Here is a 25,260-nt window from a genome sequence, read left to right on the forward strand (position 1 = left end):
ATATAGCTTCTATAAGGGGAGTAAACATGAAGAATAAAAGAAAACTTTTCAGGAATTTTTCTGACATCAGTATCGGCTGGAAATATGGGTTAAGCTTGATTGTCGTGTTTATCTTGTTCGGAATTACTGCAGCAATAGTGACTGCACTTATTACAGGGATTGGCAATAACATCGATGAACTGGATAGAAGAGGGGACAGGGCAATCAAAGTGACCGAGATGGGTTCCTTAACCAGGGCGAAATCAGTTCGGATTGCCAGTTACTTGAATAACGATGATCCCCGCTACATAGACGAATATAACGAGCGTCTAGAGAAGTTCAATACACTGGAAAATGAATTGGAAATAAAAATGGATACAACCGAACAAAAGGAATTATTTTCTCAAATCCGTGAGAATGATAAGCGAATGAACGATTTGTTTCTGGAAGTTATAATTCCCGCAGTGGAGCAGGATGAAGCCTCCCTGCTTGCAAACCTGAAAGTGGAATCAGACAAACTACGGTCGGAAACTGTGCAGTTACTGGACGAATTACGTGAGACAGTTGTAGCTGAGCGGCAAATAGCAGTCGACCAAGCATCAGACAGTTCCACTGTGGCTAGAAGTGTCTTATTAATTGCAATGGCTGTTTCCATTATTCTTGGGGGATTGCTCGTCTTCTTGATCAGTCGATCTGTTATCCGGAATCTAAACAAAGTCATCTATGTCAGTGACCAGATCGCCGATGGAAACCTGGCGGTGGACCCGATAAATTATGACGGCAAGGATGAAATCGGCAGGCTTGCCACCTCGATTAATGGGATGGGGTATAGCCTGAAGAATATGGTAGAAAAAATTGCCGGTATTTCTGAAACGGTCAGTGGGCAAAGTGAGGAATTGACCCAATCGGCCAATGAAGTAAAGGCTGGTTCCCAGCAGGTAGCTACTACTATGCAGGAATTAGCATCAGGATCAGAATCACAGGCCAATAGTGCCTCTGAGTTGGCTTCTGTAATGGGTGATTTCTCTCAAAAAGTACAGGAGGCGAATGAAAGAGGTGCCCACATCGATGAAACATCCAGTCATGTCCTCGGTATGACTGAAGACGGAAGCAGGTTGATGGATTCGTCGGTTGAACAAATGAACAAAATCGATAAGATTGTCCAGGACGCCGTGAAAAAAGTGCAAGGGTTGGATGCTCAATCACAGGAAATCTCCAAGCTTGTATCGGTCATTAAAGACATCGCTGAACAGACCAACTTGCTTGCACTGAATGCAGCAATCGAAGCTGCGCGTGCGGGTGAACACGGAAAAGGCTTCGCTGTTGTTGCCGATGAAGTAAGAAAGCTTGCAGAACAAGTAGGAGTCTCTGTTACCGACATCACGAACATTGTGAGCAATATCCAGACCGAGTCCAGCAATGTGACAGAATCGCTTCAAGGCGGCTATAAAGAGGTTGAACAAGGGACCAGTCAAATTGAGAAAACTGGTAAAACATTTGCCAGCATCCATTCTTCTGTTTCTGAAATGGTGGAAAGTGTTCAAATGGTCTCTGGAAACTTGGCAGCCATTGCTGCAAACAGTCAGGAAATGAATGCTTCGATTGAAGAAATTGCTTCGATATCGGAGGAGGCTGCAGCAGGGGTAGAACAAACCTCGGCATCCTCGCAGCAGACGAGCAGTTCGATGGAGGAAGTTGCCAACAGTTCGGAACAGCTTTCCAGATTGGCAGAAGAACTGAATGGATTGGTAAGACAGTTTAAATTATAGGTGGTTTTCTGTATCGTAATCGTTGCATCACGAGAGATGGAAACGGTACTTAAATTCTTTTTATAGTCAGCGGATAAAAAGGCTGTCGAGCTATTTCAGCTCGACAGCCTTTTCTATTAATCAGAAATAAAGGCATGTCGCAAAGGTTTATTGTCCGGTACTTTCTATTTCTGTCTTATATATTTTGTCAGCTGTTGGTTTAAATCTTTATTGCTCTTGGTGGTCATGGCTTTGTGTGCTTTTTAGTTCGTCGATTTTTTGCTCGATCCGGTTTAATTGTTTTTGGCGTTTTGCCTGAGACCGGAACAAAGAGACAAACAACATAATGATCAACACCAAAATGATTAGGTAAAACAGCTGAACGAGCACGTCTCCCCATAATAAATCACCCATTAAAATGATCCCCTTTATGATAGATGTTAGGTTTATTTTATCAGATAGTAACAATGCAAGATGCCCTGGAAGGAAAAATGAATAATTAAGGGTTAATGGATACAAGAGATGGATTGAAAGCTATGCCGAATCCTTTGCATCCTGGGTTCCTATTAGTTCAGCCTGAATGATATAACGATCCGGAGCAGGTCCGATAAAATCAAAAGGATAACAAGTTGTCAGGGTCAAAGTAGGTGCTTGTTTCTCGGTAAGGACGGACCGATCATTCGCATCGGTGATCCAGGTTTTACGGATTTGGTATGCATAAGTGGCATCATGGAACTCAAGATAGATACGGTCTCCTGATTGTAATTGATCTAAACCTACAAAGACGGTATCACGATGCCCAGCCAAACCAGTATGGCCATACTGATCGGGAGGTGTCATCGAAGGAGAGTCATACATTCCGATGCCACGCTTGAGTGCTTGCTGGCCCGTTCCCCAATAAACCGGATATATTTTATCCAGTCTGGGGATGATCAATCGTCCAATTTCTTCTCCTTTTGTTGGTGTTTCTTTTGAGTTCTCAGAGAAGCGTTCTTTATGGAGGAGTTTTTCCCGGACTGCTGTTTTTTCCGAATCGGCTGAAAGGGAGCTGGCTTCCTTTTGATCGGAAGTTACAGCGCTTGCCTCTTCCCACCACATAAGGCCATGCCAGCTGCTCATCAGCAGACCAGCGATGAGCAGGATAACACCAACGCACTTTTTCATAGCCAATCCCTCTTCTCCTTGGTTAGCTGCTCTGTTTTTCCGTTGTTGTTTTTCTTCTGAACAAAAGCACGGATCCTCCAAGGATCAGCAGGCTGCCGATCAGAACACCGTTCGGATGATTTGTGGCGGTGTCTGCCAGCTGGTCACCCGGCTCTTCAACATCTAATCCCATTAAGCGGAAGATGTTTGCTGCGTTTTCCGTATTATCAATATGTCCGGTGAATTCTTCTGATCCCGGACCGTAAGCATATACAGGTACATCGACACCGGTGTGCCCGCTAGTAGTCCAGCCTGTACCAGAGCGCATATCAAAAATGTTTTCAATCGCTGCATCGACTGCTAAAATCAGATCCTCCTCATCCTGACCTGATGCCTCTTCGTATGCAGCCCTTACAGCTTCCAATTCATTTTCCGTTAAATCCAGCTCGATGTTTTCTTGTAATGTTTCTTCGATACCTGCTCCTCCGGCAATATGTTCTGCCATAAAGTCAGGGGTTTTTTCGGCAGCCTGCAGCACTTCAGGGTGCCATTGATATTCTCCATCCCGTCCAACTGACAAACCTCCTGTTGAATGATCTGCAGTAGCAACTACCAGCGTCTCCCCGTCTTGTTCCGCAAAATCAATCGCTTTGGCGAACGCTTGTTCAAAATCTTCCATTTCACTCATGGCGGCAACAATATCATTATCATGCCCCGCCCAATCAATCTGACTTCCTTCTACCATCAGAAAAAAACCATCTTCGTCGTTTTTCAACCGATCCAAGGCAGACATGGTCATTTCCGCCAGAGACGGCTGTTCCTCGGTCCTATCTATAGCTTTGTCGAGTTCAACAGGGGCAAATAATCCAAGCACTTGTTCATTTTTGTCATTTAGTAATTTTTTTCTTGTATCGATGTAGCTGTATCCGTCTTTTTTAAATTCCTTCGTTAAATTCCGATCGTCCCGGATGAAATAATCTGTTCCGCCTCCCAGGAGCACGTCTACGGCATGCTCTCCGTTTACGAGATTGTCATAGTAATCGTCCGCAATCTCATCGTAATTGTTTCGCGATTCATCGTGCGTGCCAAACGCTGCAGGAGTGGCATGGTTTATTTGCGAAGTAGCGACAAGCCCGGTAGCTTTACCATGCTGCTTGGCAGCTTCAAGCACCGTTTTGGTATCTTGTTCTTGTAAGTCGACAGCAATTGCTCCGTTGTAAGTTTTGACACCGGAAGACATTGCTGTGGCGGTTGCAGCCGAATCCGGGATATTTTCTTTTACATCATCTTCTCCGCCTTCATAGTAAGGATCGGCTGAGTATGTTGTTTGCATACCGGTTAAATAAGAATCAAAAAAGGTATTCTCCATTTTCTGTGTTTCGGGATCATCCTTGAAATATCGATAAGCTGTCTGATAAGCAGGTCCCATTCCGTCTCCAATCATGAAAATGACATTTTTTACTTCCGGTTCCTTTTCTGCTTCTGCGCTTATCTTGTATGTAGGAGCCATAATCGTGCTAGAAGCAAGTACTGCCATAGCTGAAGCAGCCAGCCATTTTTTTGTTCGCTTCTTCTTAATCACACCTAATCCCTCCTAAATAGTAATGGAAATGTTTACATGGGTAATTCCCGGTTTAAAAGGTGTCAAACTGGGGAAAAAGAAACAAATTTTCAGCTGCACAGAAAGGTACTTTTTCAGGTTGTGTGGGAAAGAGGGACTGTCCCTTCTTTTTTAATTAGTTCGGAAAAAAAAGCTGTTTCGTCACGATTCACTCTGATTCACTCCAACTATCGAACCATGCTATACTGTGAAAGGAAAGTTTCACCTAGCAAGGTGTCGAAAGCTGAGGAAACGCGATGGTTTGCATGCGATTTTTGATTTCCGTATAGTAGAGGTATTAAGGAAATAAAGCGTGCTTTCTACATAGACCGAGTTCAGACTGGCCAATCTAGGGAAAGCTGAGTAAAAAAATGCAGGAAGAAAGGATAGAATTGGTATGGCAAAGCAACAAATAGGTGTCATTGGTTTAGCAGTAATGGGTAAAAACCTTGCATTGAATATAGAGAGCCGAGGTTATTCCGTATCTGTTTTCAATCGTTCTTATGAGAAAACAGAAGACTTTTTGAACAATGAAGCGAAAGGTAAAAACTTTGTCGGTTCTGAAACCATCGAAGAATTTGTCGCTACGTTGGAAAAGCCAAGAAAAATTTTACTGATGGTGAAGGCTGGTGCTGCTACCGACGCAACCATCGAGTCATTAAAGCCTCATTTGGATGAAGGCGATATTTTGATCGATGGCGGTAACACATTCTTTAAAGATACGATCCGCCGAAATAAAGAGTTGGCAGAATCCGGCTTGCATTTTATCGGCACCGGCGTTTCCGGTGGAGAAGAAGGTGCTTTGAAGGGTCCTTCCATTATGCCGGGGGGTCAGAAAGAAGCGTTTGAAAAGGTGCAGCCGATACTGGAGGCGATTGCTGCCAAGGTAGATGGAGATCCTTGTACAACGTACATCGGTCCGGACGGAGCTGGCCATTATGTAAAAATGGTGCATAACGGCATCGAGTACGGCGATATGCAGTTAATCTCGGAAGCCTATTTCATTTTAAAACATGTGTTAGGATTAAGCGCCGAAGAATTGCATGAAGTATTTGCTGATTGGAACAAAGGGGAGCTGGACAGCTACCTGATTGAGATCACTGCAGATATCTTCACCAAAATGGATGAAGAAACCGGAAAACCACTAGTTGATATGATTCTTGATACAGCTGGCCAAAAGGGAACCGGAAAATGGACGAGCCAAAGTGCACTGGATCTTGGTGTGCCGCTTCCAATCATTACGGAAAGTGTCTTCTCACGCTTTATTTCAGCCATGAAGGAAGAGCGGGTCAAAGCAAGCAAGGTACTGAACGGACCAGAAATGGCCAATGCGTCCTTTGACGGGGATAAAAAAGAATTGATCGAGGCAGTACGTAAAGCTCTGTATATGAGTAAAATTTGTTCGTATGCTCAAGGGTTTGCTCAGATGCGCTCTGCTTCTGATGAATATGACTGGAACCTTCGCTATGGCGATATAGCCATGATTTTCCGGGGCGGTTGTATTATTCGTGCGCAATTCCTACAAAAAATTAAGGATGCGTACGATCGTGAGCCAGGTCTAACCAACCTGCTGCTAGATCCATATTTCAAAGATATCGTAGAAAATTACCAGGAATCTCTACGTGAAGTACTGGCAATCGCCATCAAACGAGGAATTCCAGTACCAGCCTTCTCTAGCGCATTGGCATACTATGACAGCTATCGCACTGAAAAATTGCCAGCCAACCTGTTACAGGCTCAGCGCGACTACTTCGGTGCCCATACCTACCAGCGCTTGGACAAAGAAGGCATCTTCCACACAGAGTGGATGAAGTAAAAAGAAAAGCGAAGGCGACTGATTAGCGACGTACGGAGCTGCGCCCCCGCAATGGGGGTGGTTCGGCGTTGCTGTACGGCCTGATATAGACAAGTAGCCCTGACCGACTAATCGGCAGGGCTTTTGTATTGCAAAAAAAGGACCAAAAACCCGTTTAATGAAAACAGGTTTTTGGTTCTCTATTTTACGTTCTTATATGGACCACCAATGGAAGCCATCTTTGTGCAGTAATTCATTCGCTTCTTTTGGTCCCATTGAGCCAGACTCATAATTAGGAAAGTTGGCTTTTTTCGCATTCCAGGCTTGTGAAATGATATCGACAAACTTCCAGGACAGGGCAACTTCATCCCAGTGCGTGAAGTTGGTAGAATCCCCAAGCATGCAATCGTATAACAAGACTTCATACGCTTCGGGTGTGTTGATTTTATCCCCGTTATGACTGTAGTAATTCAATTTGACTGGTGTGGAAGTAGTACCGACACCTCGCTTTTCCGCATTGAGGTGGAGGGTGACTCCTTCATCCGGATGGATATGGATGACCAGCAGGTTCGGCTGAATATCTTTTCCTTTGTTAAAGTACAAGTTCATTGGCAGTTCCTTGAATTGGACTACAATTTCTGTTGCCTTGGCAGCCATTCTTTTTCCGGTACGTATGTAGAATGGCACTCCGGCCCAGCGGAAGTTGTCGATCAACAGCTTTCCGGCAACAAAGGTTTCGGTGTTCGATTCCGAATCAATCGCTGTTTCATCACGGTATCCTTCGACTTGTTCACCGTTACTCATGCCGGCGCCATACTGGCCGCGGACAAAGTAATCATCGACCGTTTCAGGGGTCATCGTCCTTAGCGCCCGCAACACTTTGATTTTTTCACTTCGAATTTCCTCAGGATTCAATTTAATTGGCGGTTCCATTGCCAGCAGGGCAAGCATTTGCAACATGTGGTTTTGCACCATATCCCTTAGCGCACCAGACTTGTCGTAGTAGCGTCCGCGTTCTCCGACCCCGAGCGTCTCGCTGGAAGTAATCTGAATGTTATCAATGTATTGGTTGTTCCATAATGGTTCAAAAATCGCGTTGGCAAAACGTATGACTTCAATGTTCTGTACCATTTCTTTACCAAGATAGTGGTCGATCCGGTAAATTTGCTCCTCATCAAATGCCTGGCGAATTTGTTCGTTCAACTGCTTGGCAGAAGGGTAATCATGGCCGAACGGCTTTTCGATAACGAGGCGGGACCATCCTTTTGTATCAGTCAGCCCTTCACTCTTTAAGTTCTCTGCAATGGTGCCAAAGAAATTAGGTGCCATGGCCAAATAAAATATCCTGTTTTCTTCGGTACGGTGTTTTTTATCAAGACGTTCCAACAGGCCTTTTAATTCTTGATAGGAGGCCAAATCAGTAACATCGAATGGTTGGTAATAAAAATGGGAAAAGAACCCGTCATTGATTTCTTCATTTGCGGGTCTTGATGCCTTTACAGACTGCTCTACATTTTCACGGAATGATTCGTTGGTGTGCGGCCTGCGGGCTACCCCGACAACAGCAAAGTCTTCTGATAGTTTTCCGTTTTTATAAAGACGGTAGATGGATGGGAACAACTTACGGTTCGCCAAATCTCCAGTGGCTCCAAAGATTACAAGTATGGATTTTGGATTGTCCTCGTTCATAACGTTCTTGACCTCACTTTATCATTTATAGTTACGTTTAGTATGTGAAAGATGCATGATTAAAAACGTCCTTTATCATGAAAGTAATAGAAGACGTTTCTTTCTACCATACCATGTAAGTGTCGAATGACAAAATTATTGAGCCCCGATTTAAAGCATATTTTCAAGGAAACGCTTGCGTATCCGCTTTCCTTTTTCAGAAAATTATCGCCCCAGTCATTGACACCCTGAAGGCAATTAAGTAAACTTACAACCATAAGAAAAAGAAAACGTTTACTTTTCGGTGTGACCAAGGGAGAATGCTATGAAGCCTACCATTAAAGATGTAGCCAGACATGCCAATGTATCGATTGCTACGGTGTCGCGAATTTTAAACCAAACTTCTGTTGGCTATTCTAAAAAAACAGAAAAGCTTGTTATGCAGGCGATCGAGGAGCTCGGCTATCGGCCAAACGCCGTAGCCAGGGGATTGATCAATAACAAAACGCAAACAATCGGCGTATTGTTTCCTGACGTGTCCGGTATGTTGACATCCGAATTGTTATACGGAGTAGAAGAAGTGACACACCGGCTTGGACATAGTGTGATCTTCTGCAACACTTCATCAAGCGGAGAAAAGACATTGGATTATCTTCAGCTTCTGTCGGAAAAGCGGGTGGAAGGGATTATCTTTGGCAGTTCTTTTTTGACGGATGCGTATTACGAGGCGATTGCTGCCATGAATGTGCCTGCAGTACTCGTATCGACAAAATCGCAAAAACATCAGCTTCCATATGTAAAGGTGGATGATAAAGATGCAGCCTATGCGGCTACTGCTCATCTCATCAAAAAAGGACACCGCCGTATTGCCATGTTAAGTGGAAACCCTGCAGACATTGTGGCAGGAAAACCACGAATAGATGGATTTAAGGAAGCTTTACTCGACTTCGGATTGGCGAGAATCGATGAGGAACCACTCGTATTTGCTGGAAATGGTTTTTCTTATGAGGATGGAAGGGATTTATTTACAAGACTTATAAAAGCAGAATCCGATGTAACAGCGGTATTTGCCGCAAGCGATGAAATGGCAATAGGAGCAATGTCTACTGCTTATCAAATGAATATCCGTGTACCGGATGAACTGTCGATTATTGGCTATGACAATTTGAAAATCTCAGAAATGGCTATCCCTCCTTTGACGACAGTAGAACAACCACTTCGGGCAATGGGGAGAAAAGCTGCAGAATTGCTTTTTGAAGGAATGGAAACAGGAGCAACTGGCAAAAGCATCATCATGCCACACCGCATCATCGAGCGACAATCCGTGAAGCAATTGGTTTAAACAGAATGGCTTGCGTGAACTAGCAAGCCACTTTATTCACGAAAAAGAGTAAACGTTTACGTAAACCGAGGAGGAGAAGAGATGAGTGTACAATGGTGGAAGGAAAGTGTGATCTATCAAATTTACCCGAGAAGTTTTAATGACAGCAATGGGGACGGAATAGGCGACATCAAAGGGATAACCTTAAAGCTTGATTATCTGAAAAAACTTGGGGTGGATGTCATCTGGTTATCACCGGTTTATGACTCGCCAAACGATGATAATGGCTATGACATTCGTGATTACCATAAAATCATGGAAGAGTTCGGATCCATGGAGGATTTCGAAGAATTGCTGAACGAGATGCATAAACGGGAGTTAAAGCTGGTTATGGACCTCGTTGTCAATCATACTTCCGATGAACATGCCTGGTTTGTCGAGTCCCGATCATCCAAAAGCAATCCGAAACGGGATTATTATATTTGGAAGCCTGGCAAAGATGGGAGGGAGCCGAACAACTGGGGATCAGCCTTCAGTGGCTCTGCTTGGCAATATGATGAAAAGACAGATGAATACTATCTGCATCTTTTTAGTAAAAAGCAGCCGGACTTGAATTGGGAAAACCCCGACCTTCGGGAAGACATTTATCAGATGATGCGCTGGTGGCTCGATAAAGGGGTTGATGGATTCCGGATGGATGTCATTAATTTTCTTTCCAAGGATCAGCGTTTTCCGGACAGTGCAGCGGAACCGGGGCAGCGTTTTGCCGATGGCGGTAATTTTTTTGCTCAAGGGCCGAGGATTCACGAGTTCTTACAGGAAATGAATCGAAAGGTATTATCGGATTATGACATTCTGACGGTAGGGGAGATGCCGGGTGTCACGGTGGAAGAAGCGAAGAAGTTTACAGCTGAAGACCGCCATGAGCTACAGATGGTTTTCCACTTTGAACATGTTGGTCTTGGCAATGGACCGAACGGGAAGTGGGATAACTTACCGTGGAAGCTGACAGAATTGAAGGAAATTATGACCAAGTGGCAGAAAGGGCTGGAACAAAAAGGCTGGAACAGTCTGTATTGGAATAACCATGACCAGCCAAGGGCTGTTTCCCGGTTCGGAAATGATGGGCCGTATCGTGAGCAATCCGCAAAAATGCTGGCAGCTTGTCTGCATTTGATGAAGGGGACACCCTATATTTACCAAGGGGAGGAAATTGGGATGACCAATGTACCGTTCCCTTCTATAGAAGAATGTCGCGATATTGAGACATTGAACTGGTATGAAGAGCGGATGAAAGAAGAAGGGGTTGATTCGGCTGAACTGCTGGAGGCCATTTATGCAAGAAGCCGTGACAATGCCCGAACACCGGTCCAGTGGGACAGTAGTAAGCACGCAGGATTTACTACGGGAGAGCCATGGCTGCAAGTTAACCCGAATTATCAGGAAATCAATGTCGAGAAGGCGCTCGAAGATTCGGAATCTGTTTTCTATTTTTATCAAAAACTGATTCAACTCCGTAAGCAAGAGAAGGCAATGGTTTACGGTGAATATAACCTGTTGCTTGAAGAAGACGAAGAAATATTCGCTTATACCAGGTTGTTGGATGAAGAGATATTACTGGTCGTCTGTAATTTCAGCAGCAAGGAGCAAAAGCGGAGTTTCGCTGATATAACAAAAGGAAAACAACAACAATTGTTAATCACCAACAACAAGGAACGAACCGATAAGGAAAATTTAACCGAAGTAACCATTCAACCATACGAAACATTCGTTTATAAACTAACCTGATGGCTGATGTTGGGGTCAGTGTTGGGGTCAGTCCCCCAATGCGGTAGCGCTGCGTCGCGTTAGAGCGGTGGGGGACTGACCCCTCTTGATATAAATTTTATTCAATGGGGAGGGAAGGGTTTTGTGGAAAAAGGGTGTTGGTATGATTCTTTCTGTTGTTGTTGCTTTGGCGTTGGCTGGGTGTGGGAATAGCAGGGCGGAACAGGAAAACATCGAATTAGAGTTTTTCAGTAACAAAGCTGAAAATATTCAAACCTATGAAAAATTGATTGAAAGGTTCGAGCAAGAACATCCTGACATAACCATCGATCTGTATGCCCCGCCGGAAGCGGAAACGATTTTGCGGACTCGGCTTGTGAAAAATGATATTCCGGATATCCTTGCGATTCCTGGGAATGCCTTATATGGTGAACTGGCAGATGCCGGGATTTTAACCAACTATCAGGGAAGTAAGTTGTTGGAAGGAATTCAACCAGCATACTTACATATGCTTGATAATCTGACAGAAACAGACGGTACTTACGGTGTCCCTTATGCCACCAATGCTAATGCCGTTATTTATAATAAGAAGAAGTTCGAGGATTTAGGCATGGAGGTGCCAGGGACTTGGAATGAATTTATCGAGTTACTCGGCCAGGCTAAGGAAGCTGGCGAAATCCCTATTTATTTTACCCTGCTGGACGCATGGACAGGGATGGTGATGTGGAACGGAGTTGCCGGTAATATGGAGCCTGAGCGGTTTGCACTGAAAAAAAATAACGAAGAGGCTAGTTTCGTAGATGATTATCAGGAAGTGGCTGATAAAACGCTAAAGCTTTTGGAATATGGGCATGATCGGATGTTTGATGTTGGTTATAACGATGGGAACACCGCTTTTGCCAATGGAGAAGGAGTATTTTATTTACAGGGCAATTGGGCTATCCCGGAGCTGTTGAAGTTGAATCCTGGTGCTGAACTTGGTGTTTTTCCACTCCCCGTTTACAACCAGGTGGAAAAAAATCGATTAGTCTCCGGTGTTGATGTTTTGTTAACTGCCACTAAGGACACCGAGCATCCGAAAGCTGCACAAGCTTTTATCGATTTTATGCTAGAGCAGGAACAGATGGAACAATATATTGATGAACAGGCAGCATTTTCAGCTGTGGAAGATATTTATTCGGATGATCCAGTAGCCGCAGGAATTCGCGAAAATTTTGAAAACGGTACCATTACTAGTTTCCCAGACCATTTTTACCCACCTGGATTAGGGGCGGAGAATTTGGTGCAGGAATTTTATATAGAAAAAGACAAGCAGCGTTTTCTCAAAAAAATGGATAACCAATGGGATAATGTCCAGTTAAGGTATTAAAAAGGAGCGAATAACATGGTGAAGCGAAACAGAGCATTTTTACTCATGACGATTCCTGCATTATTGCTGTTTTTTGCATTTCATACTTATCCGGTTTTACAAGGGATTTTTTATAGTTTTACCAATTGGCGTGGGTACGGAGAGTGGGACTTTGTTGGTTTCGCAAACTATTTGAACGTATTTCAGGATATGCGTGCACTTAGTTCATATGGGTTTACTTTTCAATTTGCAATTGTCTCCACTATCCTCGTTAACATATTCAGTTTGTTGATTGCCATTGGCCTGAATGCCAAAGTAAAATTCCGTAAAACGTTGCGTGCTGTCTATTTTGTCCCGAATATATTAAGTATTTTAATCGTCGGGTTTATTTTCAACTTTCTATTCACTCACTTTCTACCTGATATTGCAGAAGCATTAGGGATCACTTGGCTGACTTCCAATATATTGGGAGATCCAGACACCGCCTGGATTGGTATTGTCATCATGGCCGTATGGCAGGCAACTGCATTCAATACCATTTTATACTTGGCTGGTTTGCAAACGGTTCCAGAAGATATTTATGAAGCGTCCAAGATCGACGGTGCCGGTAAATGGCGAAATTTTTTCAGCATCACCTTTCCGTTGATTGCCCCATTCTTTACCATTAACATGGTTTTGGCAATGAAGAACTTTTTAATGGTATTCGACCATATCATCGCTTTGACAGGAGGGGGACCTGGCCAATCGACCGAGTCCATTTCCCTGTTGATTTATCGAGGCGGTTTTCAAGGCGGACAATTTGCTTACCAATCTGCCAACGCGGTTATCTATTTTGTGATTATCATGGCAATCTCTATCTTTCAAATCAGAGTCCTACAGAAACGGGAGGTGGAAATGTGAAGGATAAGAAAACGAATTGGCCGGTCACCATCCTGTTGATTTTAGGATCGCTTATTATTTTATTGCCAATTTATTTAACGGTAACTGTTGCTTTGAAATCGCCGGAAGAAATGTCGCGTCCACTGCTCTCCTTACCGCAAGACTGGCGTTTCGACAACTTTATCGAAGCAATCGAACTGACCAACTTTTTCAATGCACTCAGTAATAGTTTAATTGTTACCGTATCTGTGGTTATTCTTACTTTAATGACAAATTCACTGGTGGCTTATGCAATTGCACGGAATATGCACAAAAGATTTTACAAATTTTTATTTTACTATTTTGTCAGTGCCATGTTTGTGCCGTTTCCGATTATCATGCTGCCAATCGTCCGTCAAACGGCAGTTTGGAATATGGATAATTTGCTCGGACTGATCTTTTTGTATGTCGTCTATCAGTTATCCTTTAACGTGTTTATTTATGTAGGCTACATTAAATCGATTCCGAAAGAATTAGAAGAAGCGGCGATTGTTGACGGGGCAGGCCCATGGAAAGTGTTTTGGAAGGTGATTTTCCCATTGCTTTCCCCGATGAATGCTACTGTAGCAATTCTTACTTGTTTGTATGCCTGGAATGACTTCATGCTTCCTTTGGTCATAATTTCCGACCAGGAACAGGCGACATTGCCGCTCGTCCAATACATCTTCCAATCCGAATTCAGCACCAATTATAATCTCGCCTTCGCCTCCTATTTACTCGCGCTGGTTCCGATGATTATTGTCTATTTGTTCGCTCAAAAATGGATTATCAGCGGAGTCGTCCGAGGAGCGATCAAATAAAAAACGGACTAACGAGGTAGGGAAGCGAGGAGGGGTCGAGGAGGGGGTCAGTCCCCCAATGAGGTAGCGCTGCGTCGCGTTAGAGCGGTGGGGGACTGACCCCTTAAGACATCCCGCAAGCAGTACGGCGGTTCCCAGGTAGAAATGTAAAATTAATGCACTGTGCTCTTTGCACGGTGCATTTTTGATTATGTGGATTCAGAGGGAGTCTTTCGAAGCTACGAGAAAAAATTTTTGAAAATTCCTCCGACTGTGAGGGGTATCGTGTTAATCTATAGGTAGTATTTGAAATGAAATTGTGACAAGCAACAAGGAATCCATTATCAAGTAATTAGCTTCTCTAATTTTGCTGTTCGACAAACTAAACAGGGGGAATCAGGATGAATCAGGCTCTTTTAGTAATCGATGCACAACAGGATTTAATGGAAGGAAGTGAAGTGGAACAAGGGGTTATGGAAAAGGCTAAGGTGATTGCCAATATCAATCTAGTGATTGAAAAGGCTATGAGCCATCAGGCGCTGCTTGTGTTTGTAAGAGATTTGGATGTTGCTGGCGGAGAAGGTGCTGGTTTTCAAGTCCACAAGGATATTAATGTTCCCTCGGATGCTGTGATTATCAATAAAAAGGCTACCAACTCATTTTACGGTACTCCTTTACTCTCCCTTTTAACCGATAACAAGGTGGAACATCTTGTGATCATGGGCTGCAAGACAGAACATTGTATTGATACAGCTGTCAGAACAGCGACCATCAACCAGTTTGATGTAACGCTGGTCGGGGATGGACATACGACAAGCGATTCCAAAGTATTACCAGCAAGCAAGATCATTCTTCACCATAATGAAATCTTGCACGGACATTATAATGTGGATAATTTCTCTATCGTCCGAAATGCGGAGGAGGATTTATTCGAGGCGGAGCATAATAAATACAGAGAAGAAGGGGATTAAGTTTTCGGCACATTAATTGGAGAAACTATACAAATTAAAAGATAAGATTAGGGAGCTTTCGGCTAAAACACAGACAACCAGGGCTCTTTTTTGTTGCAATTGTTTCCTTGCGGTATAATCGGTAGAGAAAGGCAGGGATCAATATGTTCGACAGCATCAAAAACACGATAGAAAATGCAGGCTTCGGCAGAAAAGGAATTATGAAAAGGTATATCCGGACATTTTCCGACAATAATTTGCAAGAGGGTGAGACGCTGCTCGGAGTGGCCGCTCCAAGCGATAAACCAACTAAACTGTTATTTGTAACTGATAAAAAAACGTGCTTTTATCATATGGCTGCTGCAGATCAAACGAATGATCTCAAAGTACCGAATGAAGAAATAATCTCCTGCAAGGTCGATAATCAAAACGGGAGTGCCGTAATCAATATAGAAACAACGAAAGGCAATATTACCATAAGCAATGTCCCACAGCAGACAGCCGATCAAATCAAAGAAATCATGGAGAACTTTTCTTAACCCTTTTGGGGACAGTCCCCCAACGTATTAGCACTGTGTCGTGGTAGAGTGGTGAGGGTCAGTCCCCGCGCGGGGGTGTTTTATGCTTTTAAATGGCAGCGCTTTAGTTTATACTTCTTATTATTACAACAAAAGTTAGAATAAAGCGGGGAAAATCATGCGAACGTTACATTTAAACTTCGAAGAAGCGATTGAAATATGTAAAGCGATATCGAATAAACACAGAATGGCGATACTGCGATTGCTCAGCGAGCGGCCGCACAATGTCAATGAACTGGCCGAGCGGTTGAATTTACCATTTTCGACGACAGCTGTCAATGTCAAAAAACTAGAGGATGTCAATTTGATTATTACCGAATTGCTTCCTGGCCGGGGAACGCAAAAAATCAACACGAAAAACTATGATCAAATCGTTATTGACATCGGTCCTCAGGAAACGAAAAAGCCGGAGCATGCTGTTGTGTACGATATGCCGATCGGTGAGTATAGCGACTGTGAGGTGGAGCCGAGTTGCGGCTTGGTCGGGGAAACAGATTACATCGGAATCCAGGACGATCCGCGTTCCTTCTATGAAATCGGTCGTTCAGAAGCACAACTCCTTTTCTTCAAAGCAGGACATGTCGAATACCGGTTCCCGAACAGGCTTCCATACGGGGATAAAGCGACACAAATCGAATTCAGTGCCGAGCTATGTTCGGAAGCACCTTTGTACAAATTGGATTGGCCATCCGATATTACCGTATGGGTCAATGGACATGAAATTACAACCTGGACTTCGCCCGGTGATTTCGGTGGAGAGCGTGGTTTTCTTACACCGGACTGGTGGATGACCAACCATACCCAGTATGGCTTGTTAAAAAATTGGCGCATTACAAAAGAAGGATGTTTTCTCGATGGAATCAAAGTCAACAGCGATTGCACAATTGATACGTTGAAAATTGCAGAAAAACCATTTATTTCATTTAAAATTGGAATAAAAAGCGATGCAGTCAATATGGGCGGCTTGAACTTGTTTGGAAATAAGTTCGGTAATTATGAACAAGGGATTGTCATGAAACTAAAAGTTGAAGAAAAAAATTAAAGCTTCCGCCCGTATAACACCTGTATTCCGCACTATGCGGTATGCAGGTGTTTTATTAATGATTATTTTTTCTTTGGGTCAATGTATAGCGAATTGTTATTATATTTTTTTATATTTCATAACAAGAATACTTGAAATAAAACAGCATAATATATTATAATAACCACATGAAAAGGGTTACATTTTCTCGGGAAGGGAGGAGGGGCCAAATAGCCGTGGTGAAAAAAATACTTCTTTTGGGTTTTATTTGTACCATGTTGTTCGGATGTTCTTCAGACAAGAAGGCAACCGAATCACAAGAAACTTACCAAAACCCAGTATACGAACCAGTTTTGGCAGACCCTTCAATTATCAAAGCTGATGATGGTTATTATTATGCTTACGGTACAGAGGATGCATGGGGAGACGACTCCGATACCAAACTTGTGCCGATTGTCCGTTCGAAAGATTTGACGGAGTGGGAATTCATTGGGGAAGCTTTCGAAAATAAGCCCGATTGGAAAGGGACTGGCAGTTTATGGGCTCCCGACATTCACTATTACCGGGACAGCTATTATTTGTATTATTCCTTGTCGGTATGGGGAGACAGTAATCCAGGCATTGGTGTAGCTGTATCAGACTCACCTGAAGGGCCCTTTGAGGATAAGGGAAAACTGTTCACCAGTGAAGAAATAGGCGTGGATAATTCCATTGATCCCTTTTTCTATCACGAAGACAACCAAGCGTATTTGATCTGGGGAAGCTTTCGTGGAATTTATGGAATCGAGCTGGCAGAAGACGGACTTTCCGTTCAAGGAGAACCCTTTGAGATTGCCGGAACTGACTATGAAGCGCCTTACATTGTAAAGCGAGATGAGCACTATTACTTTTTTGGATCAAAAGGATCCTGCTGCGAAGGGGAAAACAGCAGTTATCATGTTGCCATCGGGCGTGCAGACAGTTTTAAGGGGCCATACGTCGACCTAGAGGGCAAAGCATTAACAGAAAATGGCGGAACCACCATATTGACCGCTGATGCAGATAGTAAATTTGCTGGTCCGGGACATAATGCCATTATCACAGATGAAGATGGAGAAGACTGGATCGTGTACCATGCGATTGAAAAAGAAGATCCTCTATTGTGGACGGGAGCATCCAGGCGACCATTGATGATTGATCCGATTAACTGGCAGGATGGATGGCCTGCTGTCGGAAATGGAAAGCCAAGCGAGGAACCGCAAAAAGTCCCCGTCACTGATTAGACAGATTCATTTTTTCACAATATGTAAGCGCTTATTAAAAAAGAGGGAGTGTTAGGATGAGACAGACGAAAAAATGGGTAGTAGCCTTGTTTGTTGGATTTTTGGCCATGGTATTGGCTGCATGCAGCGGTAACAGCGGTGTAGCAGATAACGATGGTGGCAGCGGAGACGAAGGTGGTGGATCCGGAGACAGCTCTAAAATTACATTGTGGGCTCCGTTCTCTGGTCCGGATGGTCCGTACATGAAAGAAATTGTCGATGGTTATAACGATTCACAGGATGAATATACGGTAGATTTTCAAATCGTTCCGCAAACCGAATATTACAAGAATGTCGACTTGGCCATCAATGGGGAGAAAAACATGCCGGATCTCATGATCATGCATGGGGACCAAATTTTCACTTATGCAGAAAAAGATGTTCTTCGAAATATGGATGATATTATGGGTGACCAAATCAGCGAAGAAGAATACCACCCTAGTGCTATAGAAGGTGCTTCAGTGGATGGCGAGCTGTACGGGGTACCGCTGGACATTCATCCACTATTATTCTATTGGAACAAGGACCTGTTCGAAGAGGCCGGCCTTGACCCGGAACAGCCGCCAACCAATCGGGAAGAGTTCATTGAATATGCACAAAAGCTGACAGACAAAGAAAACAACCAATGGGGTTATGCAGTTCCTACCTTATGGCCACAAGAATTCATTTTCCCTACGATCGTCAATCAAAATGGCGGTGCGTTATATAAAGACGGAGAGGTACAATTTACGTCTGATGCGGTTGTAGAAGCATTGGAATTTGAAAAATCACTGATTGAAGAATACGAGGTTTCTCCAAAGGATGTACAGCAGGACGGCGAGGTCACCCTGTTCCTGCAAGGTAAAAGTGCAATGCAGTTAAACGGGCCATGGATGCTTGAGCAGTGGGAAGAATCAGGCATTAATTATGGTGTGGCACCAGTCCCGCAGCTTGGAACCGAACAAGAAGGTGTATATGCCAACTCCCATAACTTTGTCATCCCGCAAAACACAGATGACGCAAAGCTGGACGCCATTACCGACTTCTTAAGCTACGCTGGAGAAAATGCTTTGTCATGGGCAGAATCCGGCCAGGCACCGGCATCGAAAGCAGTATATGAAAGTGATGAATTCCAGGAAGTGAATGATCAGTCTCCACAAGTAGCCAAGCAGTTTGATTACGTCACATTTGCTCCTGACGTCGAAAACTGGGGTCTGGGAACAACTCCATTAATGGAAGCAATCAATGTGGCGCTGTTAGGCCAGAAAGATATTGAAGAAGCCTTGGAAGAAGCCCAGCAAAAGGCTTCGCAGGCATTAGGAGAGTAACCAAGATGGAATAAGCAGGCAGCGGTAGCTCCTGCTTATTCTATGAAAATATGATGCCCTGGCTGGACGTCAAAGCTACATGAAATTGAGGTGAAGGCAATGGACAAAGTAAGACAGCCAATCAGCAAAGCAAAAAGAGACCGGCGTTCCAAGCTGACATCCTTTTTGTTTGTGTTGCCGTATTTGGTCATGTTTTTGGCCTTTTTGTTTTTTCCGCTTGTTTATGGAATTTACATCAGTCTTAATGACTATAACTTGCTGGAGCAAGAACATCCGTTTATAGGACTGGACAATTATGCCCGGATTTTCAATCCAGATTCAGCGATGCACGCGATATTTTTCGATGGGCTATGGAATACAATCAAATTCGTTGTATTTTCCGTGCCGCTGCTCGTCATTATCGGTCTCGCCCTGGCATTGTTGTTGAACAACCTGCCGGGAAAAATCAGGGGATTGTTCCGTACCATTTACTTTATTCCCTACGCGATTTCGGTTTCGGTTATTTCCATCCTGTTTTTATGGATTCTCGACACCAATTCTGGATTGTTAAACAACTTTCTGATGAATCTGGGTATGGACCCTGTCCCTTGGCTGACCAGACAGCCATTTGCCTGGATTTCCCTGGTGGGAGCGACAGTCTGGTGGACGCTGGGATTCAACATGATCATCTTCATCAATGCACTGAATGAGGTACCGGAAGATATGTATGAAGCAAGCTCGATTGATGGGGCTTCTGCCTGGCAAAAATTCATTCATATTACGCTTCCGTCGATTCGGCCCATTATGTTATTTGTCGTGATTACTTCAACGATTGCTTCATTCAATGTCTACGGCCAACCTTATTTGATGACAAGGGGAGGTCCAGGAGATTCGACAGAAGTATTATTAATGGGTATCGTCGACCTGGCATTTGAGCAGCGGGAATTGGGGATTGCATCGGCAATGGCCTTGCTTATGTCCTTGATCATGATTGCCGTATCGATTGTTCAGTTTAAAATATCCAACCGGACGCAGGAAGGGAGGAAGGCCAAATGAAACAAACAGGAAAAAAGACAGCATTGATTATTCTTGCGACCATCATTGCACTTTTGTTTCTCATCCCGCTCGCCTGGATGATTTCCACATCCTTTAAAAATGATTTTGAGGCGATTGCCGGAGGCCTGAATTGGATACCAGAGGATTTCACCTTTGAAAATTATACCTATACCTTGCTTGGAGAAGGGGTAGATGTTCCGATTTTTAAATGGATGTTCAACTCCTTGTTTGCCGGAATTGCCGGTACAGCGATCATTGTGACGATTGATGCGATGGCCGCTTACGGTTTGGCAAGACTGGACGTTCCATTTAAAAAATATTTATTCCCTCTATTTATTAGTACATTGATGATTCCTTTTGTGATCACCTTTCTTCCTATGTATATGCAATTCAGCAACTTTGGATTGTTGAACACGTATGCTGTGTTGATTTTTCCTTATACAGCCAACGCTTTCGGCGTGTTTTTGCTTTATCAATTTTTCCGGTCGTTTCCAAAAGAATTGGAAGAAGCGGCTCATTTGGACGGTGCAAACAAATGGCAAATCTTTTTGCGCATAGTGGTTCCCTCAGCCCGACCAATTTTGTGGACGCTGGCCATTTTCTCATTCATGCAAATTTACAATGACTTCTTATGGCCGCTGGTTGCCACCAATACACCAGAAATGAGGACCATTACTACTGGAATCGCGATTATGCAGCAGGGTAGCTTTGTTTCTTCGTATGGAAAATTAATGGCACTGACGACAATTGCCACAGTACCAATTCTTATCGTGTTCTTGATTGGACAGAAGCAACTAATTAAAGGAATTACGCAAACAGGTATAAAATAACTCATCGGAGGTAGCATATGGCAAACTTACAAACAGAATATCCAAGACCTCAATTTCAAAGAAAACAATGGCTGAATTTAAATGGAGAATGGAACTTTGCTTTCGATGATGAGCAAGTCGGTTTAACCGAAAAGTGGTACCGCTCCTTTCCAAAGGGCCGGACGATTCAGGTTCCGTTTGCCTATCAGGCATCTAATAGCGGGATAGGGGATCCAACGTTTCACGATATTGTTTGGTATCATCGGGTATTCACCATACCGGAAACCTGGAAGGGGCAGGAAATCGTCCTTCACTTTGGCGCGGTTGATTACAGGGCATGGGTTTACATCAATGGGGAACAAGTCGCTTATCATCAGGGCGGAAACGTTCCTTTTTCCGCAGCAATTACACCTTTATTGAGGGAAGGAGATAATGATTTAGTAGTGCGTGTGGAAGATCCATCCGAGGACACAACGATTCCTCGTGGTAAGCAGTACTGGCATGAACAGTCGGCTTCGATTTTTTATACAAGGACGACAGGGATTTGGCAAACAGTTTGGCTGGAGCCGTTGGCAAAAACATCAATCGACCAGGTGCGCTGGACACCGGATATCGATACCGGTTCGATTGAGTTGGAAGCGGAAATTGTAGGTGATATTCATGATGAGACAGAATTGTTAGTCGACATCAACTTCCAGGGTGAACCAGTCGTTTCCGAACGGATTCATGTGTATCATCGCCACTTGAAACGCAGCTTCGATATCCGCGGCCGCTTTACTGATCGCAGCAACATACACGGACCTGGCTGGTATTGGAGCCCGGAGCAACCTAATTTATTCGATGTCACCTTGCGATTGAATCGTGAAGGCAAGACGTTGGATCAAGCAGACAGTTATTTTGGAATGCGTAAGGTGTCTGTGGAAGATGGTACCTTTATGCTGAATAATAAGCCGTATTTTCAGAAGCTTGTACTGGACCAGGGATACTTTCCAGGTGGATTGTTGACTGCAGGATCAGATGACGCGTTAAAACAGGATATTGTACTGGCGAAGGAAATGGGTTTTAACGGCGCACGAAAACACCAAAAGGTTGAAGATCCCCGTTACTTATACTGGGCCGATCGCTTGGGCTTTCTCGTTTGGGGAGAAATGGCAAATTGTTCGGAATACAGTGAAGCAGCTGTTGAGCGGATATCAGCAGAGTGGGCGGAAGCGGTAAAACGCGATTACAACCATCCATGTATCGTTACCTGGGTACCGCTCAATGAGAGTTGGGGGATTTCCAGGGTTGCGAGGGAAGAGCAGCAGCAACACCATTCCTTAGCGATGTACTACTTAACGAAGTCATTGGATACAACCAGACCTGTCGTTTCCAACGAAGGCTGGGAGCATACGATATCCGATATTTGCGGCATTCATAATTACCGCTCTGCAGAAGAGATGGCAGCCGCTTATCAGTCAGTAGACACGGCCATCACCACTGAACCTGCACAGCGACCGATTTATGCCCGTGGATTCAGCCACCGGGGAGAACCGATTTTGGTGACCGAATACGGCGGAATTGCCTATGACGTGAAAGAAACAGACCAGCCAAATGGCTGGGGGTATTCTGCAGTCCAGTCAGGAGAAGAATTGGTGGATCAATACCGGAAGATGACTGAAGCTTTGCTGAATGCACCTGCCCTGCAAGGGTTCTGCTATACACAGCTGACTGACGTCGAGCAGGAAATCAACGGCCTGCTAACCTATCATCGCAAACCAAAATGCGATCTCGATGCCATCAGAAAAATCAATCAAAGCAAACACTAGAGGGAAGGGACAGAGAGAAGGGGACAGCCAGAGGGGACAGAGCCAGAGGGGACAGTCCCCAAAATTAAAACGTTTCCCCTTATGTGCTTGATTGGGGACTGACCCCACTAACAGTCAAAATGGCGTAGTTCTTATGATTCTTTGGAGAGAAATCCCTCTATTTAAGGAATTTTGGTACTAAACGTCTATATTGGGGTCAGTCCCCGATAGCGAGCTAAATGGCTACAAAGAGCTGGATTGTCCCGTTCGGGGACTGACCCCTCTTTTCCCCTTCTTTCTGACCCCTATTTTGGCTCTTATAAAAAACCTCCGCGGCTTGGCGAAGCTCGCGGAGGTTTTGGTGTTATGCGGTTTTTCTGCTGCTATTGACCAATAGGATAATGTACAGCAGCATGGATATGAATACGGACGCCGCTGCTGTCACGTAAATGAAGCTGTAACCAAAAGCATTGGCAATTTGGCCAAATGCTATGGCGCCTATCCCGACCCCTAAATCGAAAAACGAGAAGAAAGTGGCATTTGCCATCCCCTTCCGGTTCGATGGTGCTTCATCGACCGACCATGCTTGAAGGGCGGGCTGTACACTTCCGAATCCAAGTCCATATAAGGCTGCAGCGATATACAATACCAGCGAATTAGGCAGCCAGACCAGCAGCATCATAGCGCAAAGAATCATTAAGGTGCCCGGAAGAAATACCAACAGGTGGCCTTTTCTATCATACAATCTACCAGCGAATGTGCGAGAGACCATTAAAAACAGGGCATAAATAAGAAAGTACACTTCAATGCCGCCGATGTCTTTTTGAGCGGTATATAAAGGCAGAAAAGAGGCAATCCCGCCAAAGGTCACCGTGATGAAGAACAATAGAACGGAAGGCGTAATGGCGCTCTTTTCGAAAATATCAAACTTAACGGGAACGGTCTTATGGCTGGATTGTTCCACTTTCTTGTATCGGATTTGAGTCGACAATACAAGGGCCACTAATCCCAGTGCAGAACATATCAAAAACAACTGTGTGAAGGATATTTTTCCTACCAGCGTCAAACCGAGAGCCGGACCAAATGCAAGTGCCAGGTTACCCGACAGACCAAAGTACCCCATTCCTTCTCCTCGCCGTTTGGGCGGAATTAAATCAGTGGCAATTGTCCCGGTGGCAGTTGTGGAAAATCCCCATCCAACACCTTGAATAACCCGCATGAGAAATAGAAATGCAATGCTGGCAATAATGGCATAGGAACCAACGGAAATAACAAAAATCGCCAAACCTATCATATAAACAAACTGTCTGCCCTTTGATTCCAATGCGTGGCCAGCGTAGGGGCGTAATAATAATGCGGAAAACGTGAAAATACCAGTGATGATACCGATTAACTGATCACTACCACCTAAGTGCTGAACAAACAGTGGAATGGTCGGCAGGGTCATTTGAAACCCCAGAAAAATAAAAAAGTTTGCCAAGCAAATCAGGGCAAAGTCCTTTGTCCAAATTTTTTCTTTTGAAGCAGTGTTACTAATTGTATGTTCTGCCATGCAGCTCTCCCTTTCTTTCGAAGCTCGAAATATATTATACACGAGATTTTTTATATGAAAATATATATGCTTGTTTTTCGAAAAACGGCGAATAATTAGTTGTATGTTCCCGCTTTTTGACAGTAAGTATTCATGTTTTATTCCTATGTCCAATCTCATTATTTGAATTATATCCAACAATAAAAAAATCGCTGATTGTCTACTGGGCTAAAGAACTACTCGATATCAAAATTCTTTAATTCAAGATATTAGACTATTGAACTAAAAATAAATTATGCGGGTAATTTATCCTAATATTAATGGAGGTATATATACCCAAAAAATAAAAATTGGTTATTTATACCATGGAAAATTTAGTGCCAAAATATCAATTTTCAAAAAATGACAGGAAGTAAGTTGACAGTAAATTTTTGGTTCATTAGCCTTAAGTAAGAAGGAGCAGACACATAACAAATTTTTACTTTCAACCCTTCACCTGAAACTAAAATTTAAAGGGAGATGAGACGTATGGCAGGACAAATTCGTATGACGCCTGATCAGTTGCAGGCAAGAGCAAAAAGGTATGGTCAAAGCTCGCAACAAATCGAGCAAATCTTAAGAGATTTAACCAACCTACAGGAAGAGCTTCGAGGAGAATGGGAAGGTCGTGCTTTTGAACGCTTCGACGACCAGTTCAGAGAGTTGAAGCCAAGAGTCCAGGACTTTTCCCAATTGATGCAGGAGATTGAGATGCAGTTGACCAAAACGGCTGAAGCTGTTGCCCAACAGGATGAGGCATTGTCACAAAATTTCGGGCTCAGATAAAATTCGACCTCACTTGGAAGAGCTGCACGGCCGTCGTTGTGCAGCTCGAA

The 25,260-nt window shown here is 43.8% G+C and carries 21 protein-coding genes; 16 read left to right on the plus strand and 5 right to left on the minus strand.

Annotated elements, in window-relative coordinates; genetic code table 11:
* Positions 1–26 precede the first annotated feature (26 nt).
* The gene (locus tag BN1067_RS08305) at positions 27–1,748 is read left to right on the plus strand and encodes a methyl-accepting chemotaxis protein (RefSeq protein ID WP_053218418.1); all 1,722 of its coding nucleotides are present in this window, start codon (positions 27–29) and stop codon (positions 1,746–1,748) included.
* Positions 1,749–1,955: 207 nt separating this feature from the next.
* Here the strand turns inward: BN1067_RS08305 and BN1067_RS08310 are convergent, their stop codons facing one another.
* From BN1067_RS08310 to BN1067_RS08320, 3 genes are all read right to left on the minus strand, one after another.
* Positions 1,956–2,141, minus strand: coding sequence for a hypothetical protein (locus BN1067_RS08310; RefSeq protein ID WP_053218419.1), 186 nt, complete (start codon positions 2,139–2,141; stop codon positions 1,956–1,958).
* A 120-nt stretch (positions 2,142–2,261) separates the two neighbouring features.
* The gene (locus tag BN1067_RS08315; RefSeq protein WP_053218420.1) at positions 2,262–2,891 is read right to left on the minus strand and encodes a class D sortase; all 630 of its coding nucleotides are present in this window, start codon (positions 2,889–2,891) and stop codon (positions 2,262–2,264) included.
* Between the two features lie 22 nt (positions 2,892–2,913).
* Positions 2,914–4,407: an alkaline phosphatase gene (locus BN1067_RS08320; RefSeq protein WP_053218529.1), complete on the minus strand. Its 1,494-nt coding sequence runs from the start codon at positions 4,405–4,407 to the stop codon at positions 2,914–2,916.
* 460 nt (positions 4,408–4,867) lie between these two features.
* Between BN1067_RS08320 and gndA the strand changes: the two genes are divergently transcribed.
* The gene (gene gndA, locus BN1067_RS08325; protein ID WP_053218421.1) at positions 4,868–6,286 is read left to right on the plus strand and encodes an NADP-dependent phosphogluconate dehydrogenase; all 1,419 of its coding nucleotides are present in this window, start codon (positions 4,868–4,870) and stop codon (positions 6,284–6,286) included.
* A 192-nt stretch (positions 6,287–6,478) separates the two neighbouring features.
* On the opposite strand, the gene zwf is transcribed toward gndA, so the two are convergent.
* The gene (gene zwf / locus BN1067_RS08330) at positions 6,479–7,954 is read right to left on the minus strand and encodes a glucose-6-phosphate dehydrogenase (protein WP_053218422.1); all 1,476 of its coding nucleotides are present in this window, start codon (positions 7,952–7,954) and stop codon (positions 6,479–6,481) included.
* A 304-nt stretch (positions 7,955–8,258) separates the two neighbouring features.
* On the opposite strand from zwf, the gene BN1067_RS08335 reads away from it, so the two are divergent.
* The 13 genes from BN1067_RS08335 to BN1067_RS08395 all read left to right on the plus strand — a co-directional run bounded on the left by BN1067_RS08335 (position 8,259) and on the right by BN1067_RS08395 (position 22,875).
* On the plus strand, positions 8,259–9,275 hold the full coding sequence (locus tag BN1067_RS08335; RefSeq protein ID WP_053218423.1) for a LacI family DNA-binding transcriptional regulator: 1,017 nt from the start codon (positions 8,259–8,261) through the stop codon (positions 9,273–9,275).
* An 81-nt stretch (positions 9,276–9,356) separates the two neighbouring features.
* The gene (locus BN1067_RS08340; RefSeq protein WP_053218424.1) at positions 9,357–11,042 is read left to right on the plus strand and encodes a glycoside hydrolase family 13 protein; all 1,686 of its coding nucleotides are present in this window, start codon (positions 9,357–9,359) and stop codon (positions 11,040–11,042) included.
* Between the two features lie 121 nt (positions 11,043–11,163).
* Positions 11,164–12,390: an ABC transporter substrate-binding protein gene (locus BN1067_RS08345; protein ID WP_234400652.1), complete on the plus strand. Its 1,227-nt coding sequence runs from the start codon at positions 11,164–11,166 to the stop codon at positions 12,388–12,390.
* 15 nt (positions 12,391–12,405) lie between these two features.
* Positions 12,406–13,269 carry a carbohydrate ABC transporter permease gene (locus BN1067_RS08350; protein WP_199868491.1) on the plus strand — a complete coding sequence of 288 codons (864 nt, stop codon included), beginning with the start codon at positions 12,406–12,408 and terminating at the stop codon, positions 13,267–13,269.
* Positions 13,266–14,087, plus strand: a complete 822-nt coding sequence (locus BN1067_RS08355) for a carbohydrate ABC transporter permease (RefSeq protein WP_053218425.1) — start codon at positions 13,266–13,268, stop codon at positions 14,085–14,087. The genes BN1067_RS08350 and BN1067_RS08355 overlap by 4 nt, the downstream gene beginning before the upstream one ends.
* 380 nt (positions 14,088–14,467) lie before the next feature.
* On the plus strand, positions 14,468–15,037 hold the full coding sequence (locus tag BN1067_RS08360; protein ID WP_053218426.1) for an isochorismatase family protein: 570 nt from the start codon (positions 14,468–14,470) through the stop codon (positions 15,035–15,037).
* Between the two features lie 143 nt (positions 15,038–15,180).
* Positions 15,181–15,555 (plus strand): PH domain-containing protein, encoded by a 375-nt coding sequence (locus tag BN1067_RS08365; protein WP_053218427.1) that lies wholly within the window; start codon positions 15,181–15,183, stop codon positions 15,553–15,555.
* A 157-nt stretch (positions 15,556–15,712) separates the two neighbouring features.
* Complete coding sequence (locus BN1067_RS08370) at positions 15,713–16,636, plus strand: ArsR/SmtB family transcription factor (protein WP_053218428.1); 924 nt, start codon at positions 15,713–15,715, stop codon at positions 16,634–16,636.
* 215 nt (positions 16,637–16,851) lie between these two features.
* Positions 16,852–17,877 (plus strand): family 43 glycosylhydrolase, encoded by a 1,026-nt coding sequence (locus BN1067_RS08375; RefSeq protein WP_053218429.1) that lies wholly within the window; start codon positions 16,852–16,854, stop codon positions 17,875–17,877.
* Positions 17,878–17,933: 56 nt separating this feature from the next.
* Entirely contained in the window at positions 17,934–19,223 is a 1,290-nt protein-coding gene (locus BN1067_RS08380) for an ABC transporter substrate-binding protein (protein WP_053218430.1), read from the plus strand.
* Positions 19,224–19,322: 99 nt separating this feature from the next.
* The gene (locus tag BN1067_RS08385; RefSeq protein WP_053218431.1) at positions 19,323–20,258 is read left to right on the plus strand and encodes a carbohydrate ABC transporter permease; all 936 of its coding nucleotides are present in this window, start codon (positions 19,323–19,325) and stop codon (positions 20,256–20,258) included.
* Positions 20,255–21,088 carry a carbohydrate ABC transporter permease gene (locus tag BN1067_RS08390; RefSeq protein ID WP_053218432.1) on the plus strand — a complete coding sequence of 278 codons (834 nt, stop codon included), beginning with the start codon at positions 20,255–20,257 and terminating at the stop codon, positions 21,086–21,088. The genes BN1067_RS08385 and BN1067_RS08390 overlap by 4 nt, the downstream gene beginning before the upstream one ends.
* Positions 21,089–21,105: 17 nt before the next feature.
* Positions 21,106–22,875 (plus strand): glycoside hydrolase family 2 protein, encoded by a 1,770-nt coding sequence (locus tag BN1067_RS08395; protein WP_053218433.1) that lies wholly within the window; start codon positions 21,106–21,108, stop codon positions 22,873–22,875.
* 343 nt (positions 22,876–23,218) lie between these two features.
* On the opposite strand, the gene BN1067_RS08400 is transcribed toward BN1067_RS08395, so the two are convergent.
* Positions 23,219–24,406 (minus strand): MFS transporter, encoded by a 1,188-nt coding sequence (locus BN1067_RS08400; RefSeq protein WP_053218434.1) that lies wholly within the window; start codon positions 24,404–24,406, stop codon positions 23,219–23,221.
* Between the two features lie 507 nt (positions 24,407–24,913).
* Between BN1067_RS08400 and BN1067_RS08405 the strand changes: the two genes are divergently transcribed.
* Positions 24,914–25,210, plus strand: a complete 297-nt coding sequence (locus tag BN1067_RS08405; protein WP_053218435.1) for a WXG100 family type VII secretion target — start codon at positions 24,914–24,916, stop codon at positions 25,208–25,210.
* The last annotated feature ends 50 nt before the right edge of the window (positions 25,211–25,260 follow it).

Source organism: Virgibacillus senegalensis (assembly GCF_000821245.2).
Taxonomy (GTDB): Bacteria; Bacillota; Bacilli; order Bacillales; family Amphibacillaceae; genus Sediminibacillus; species Sediminibacillus senegalensis.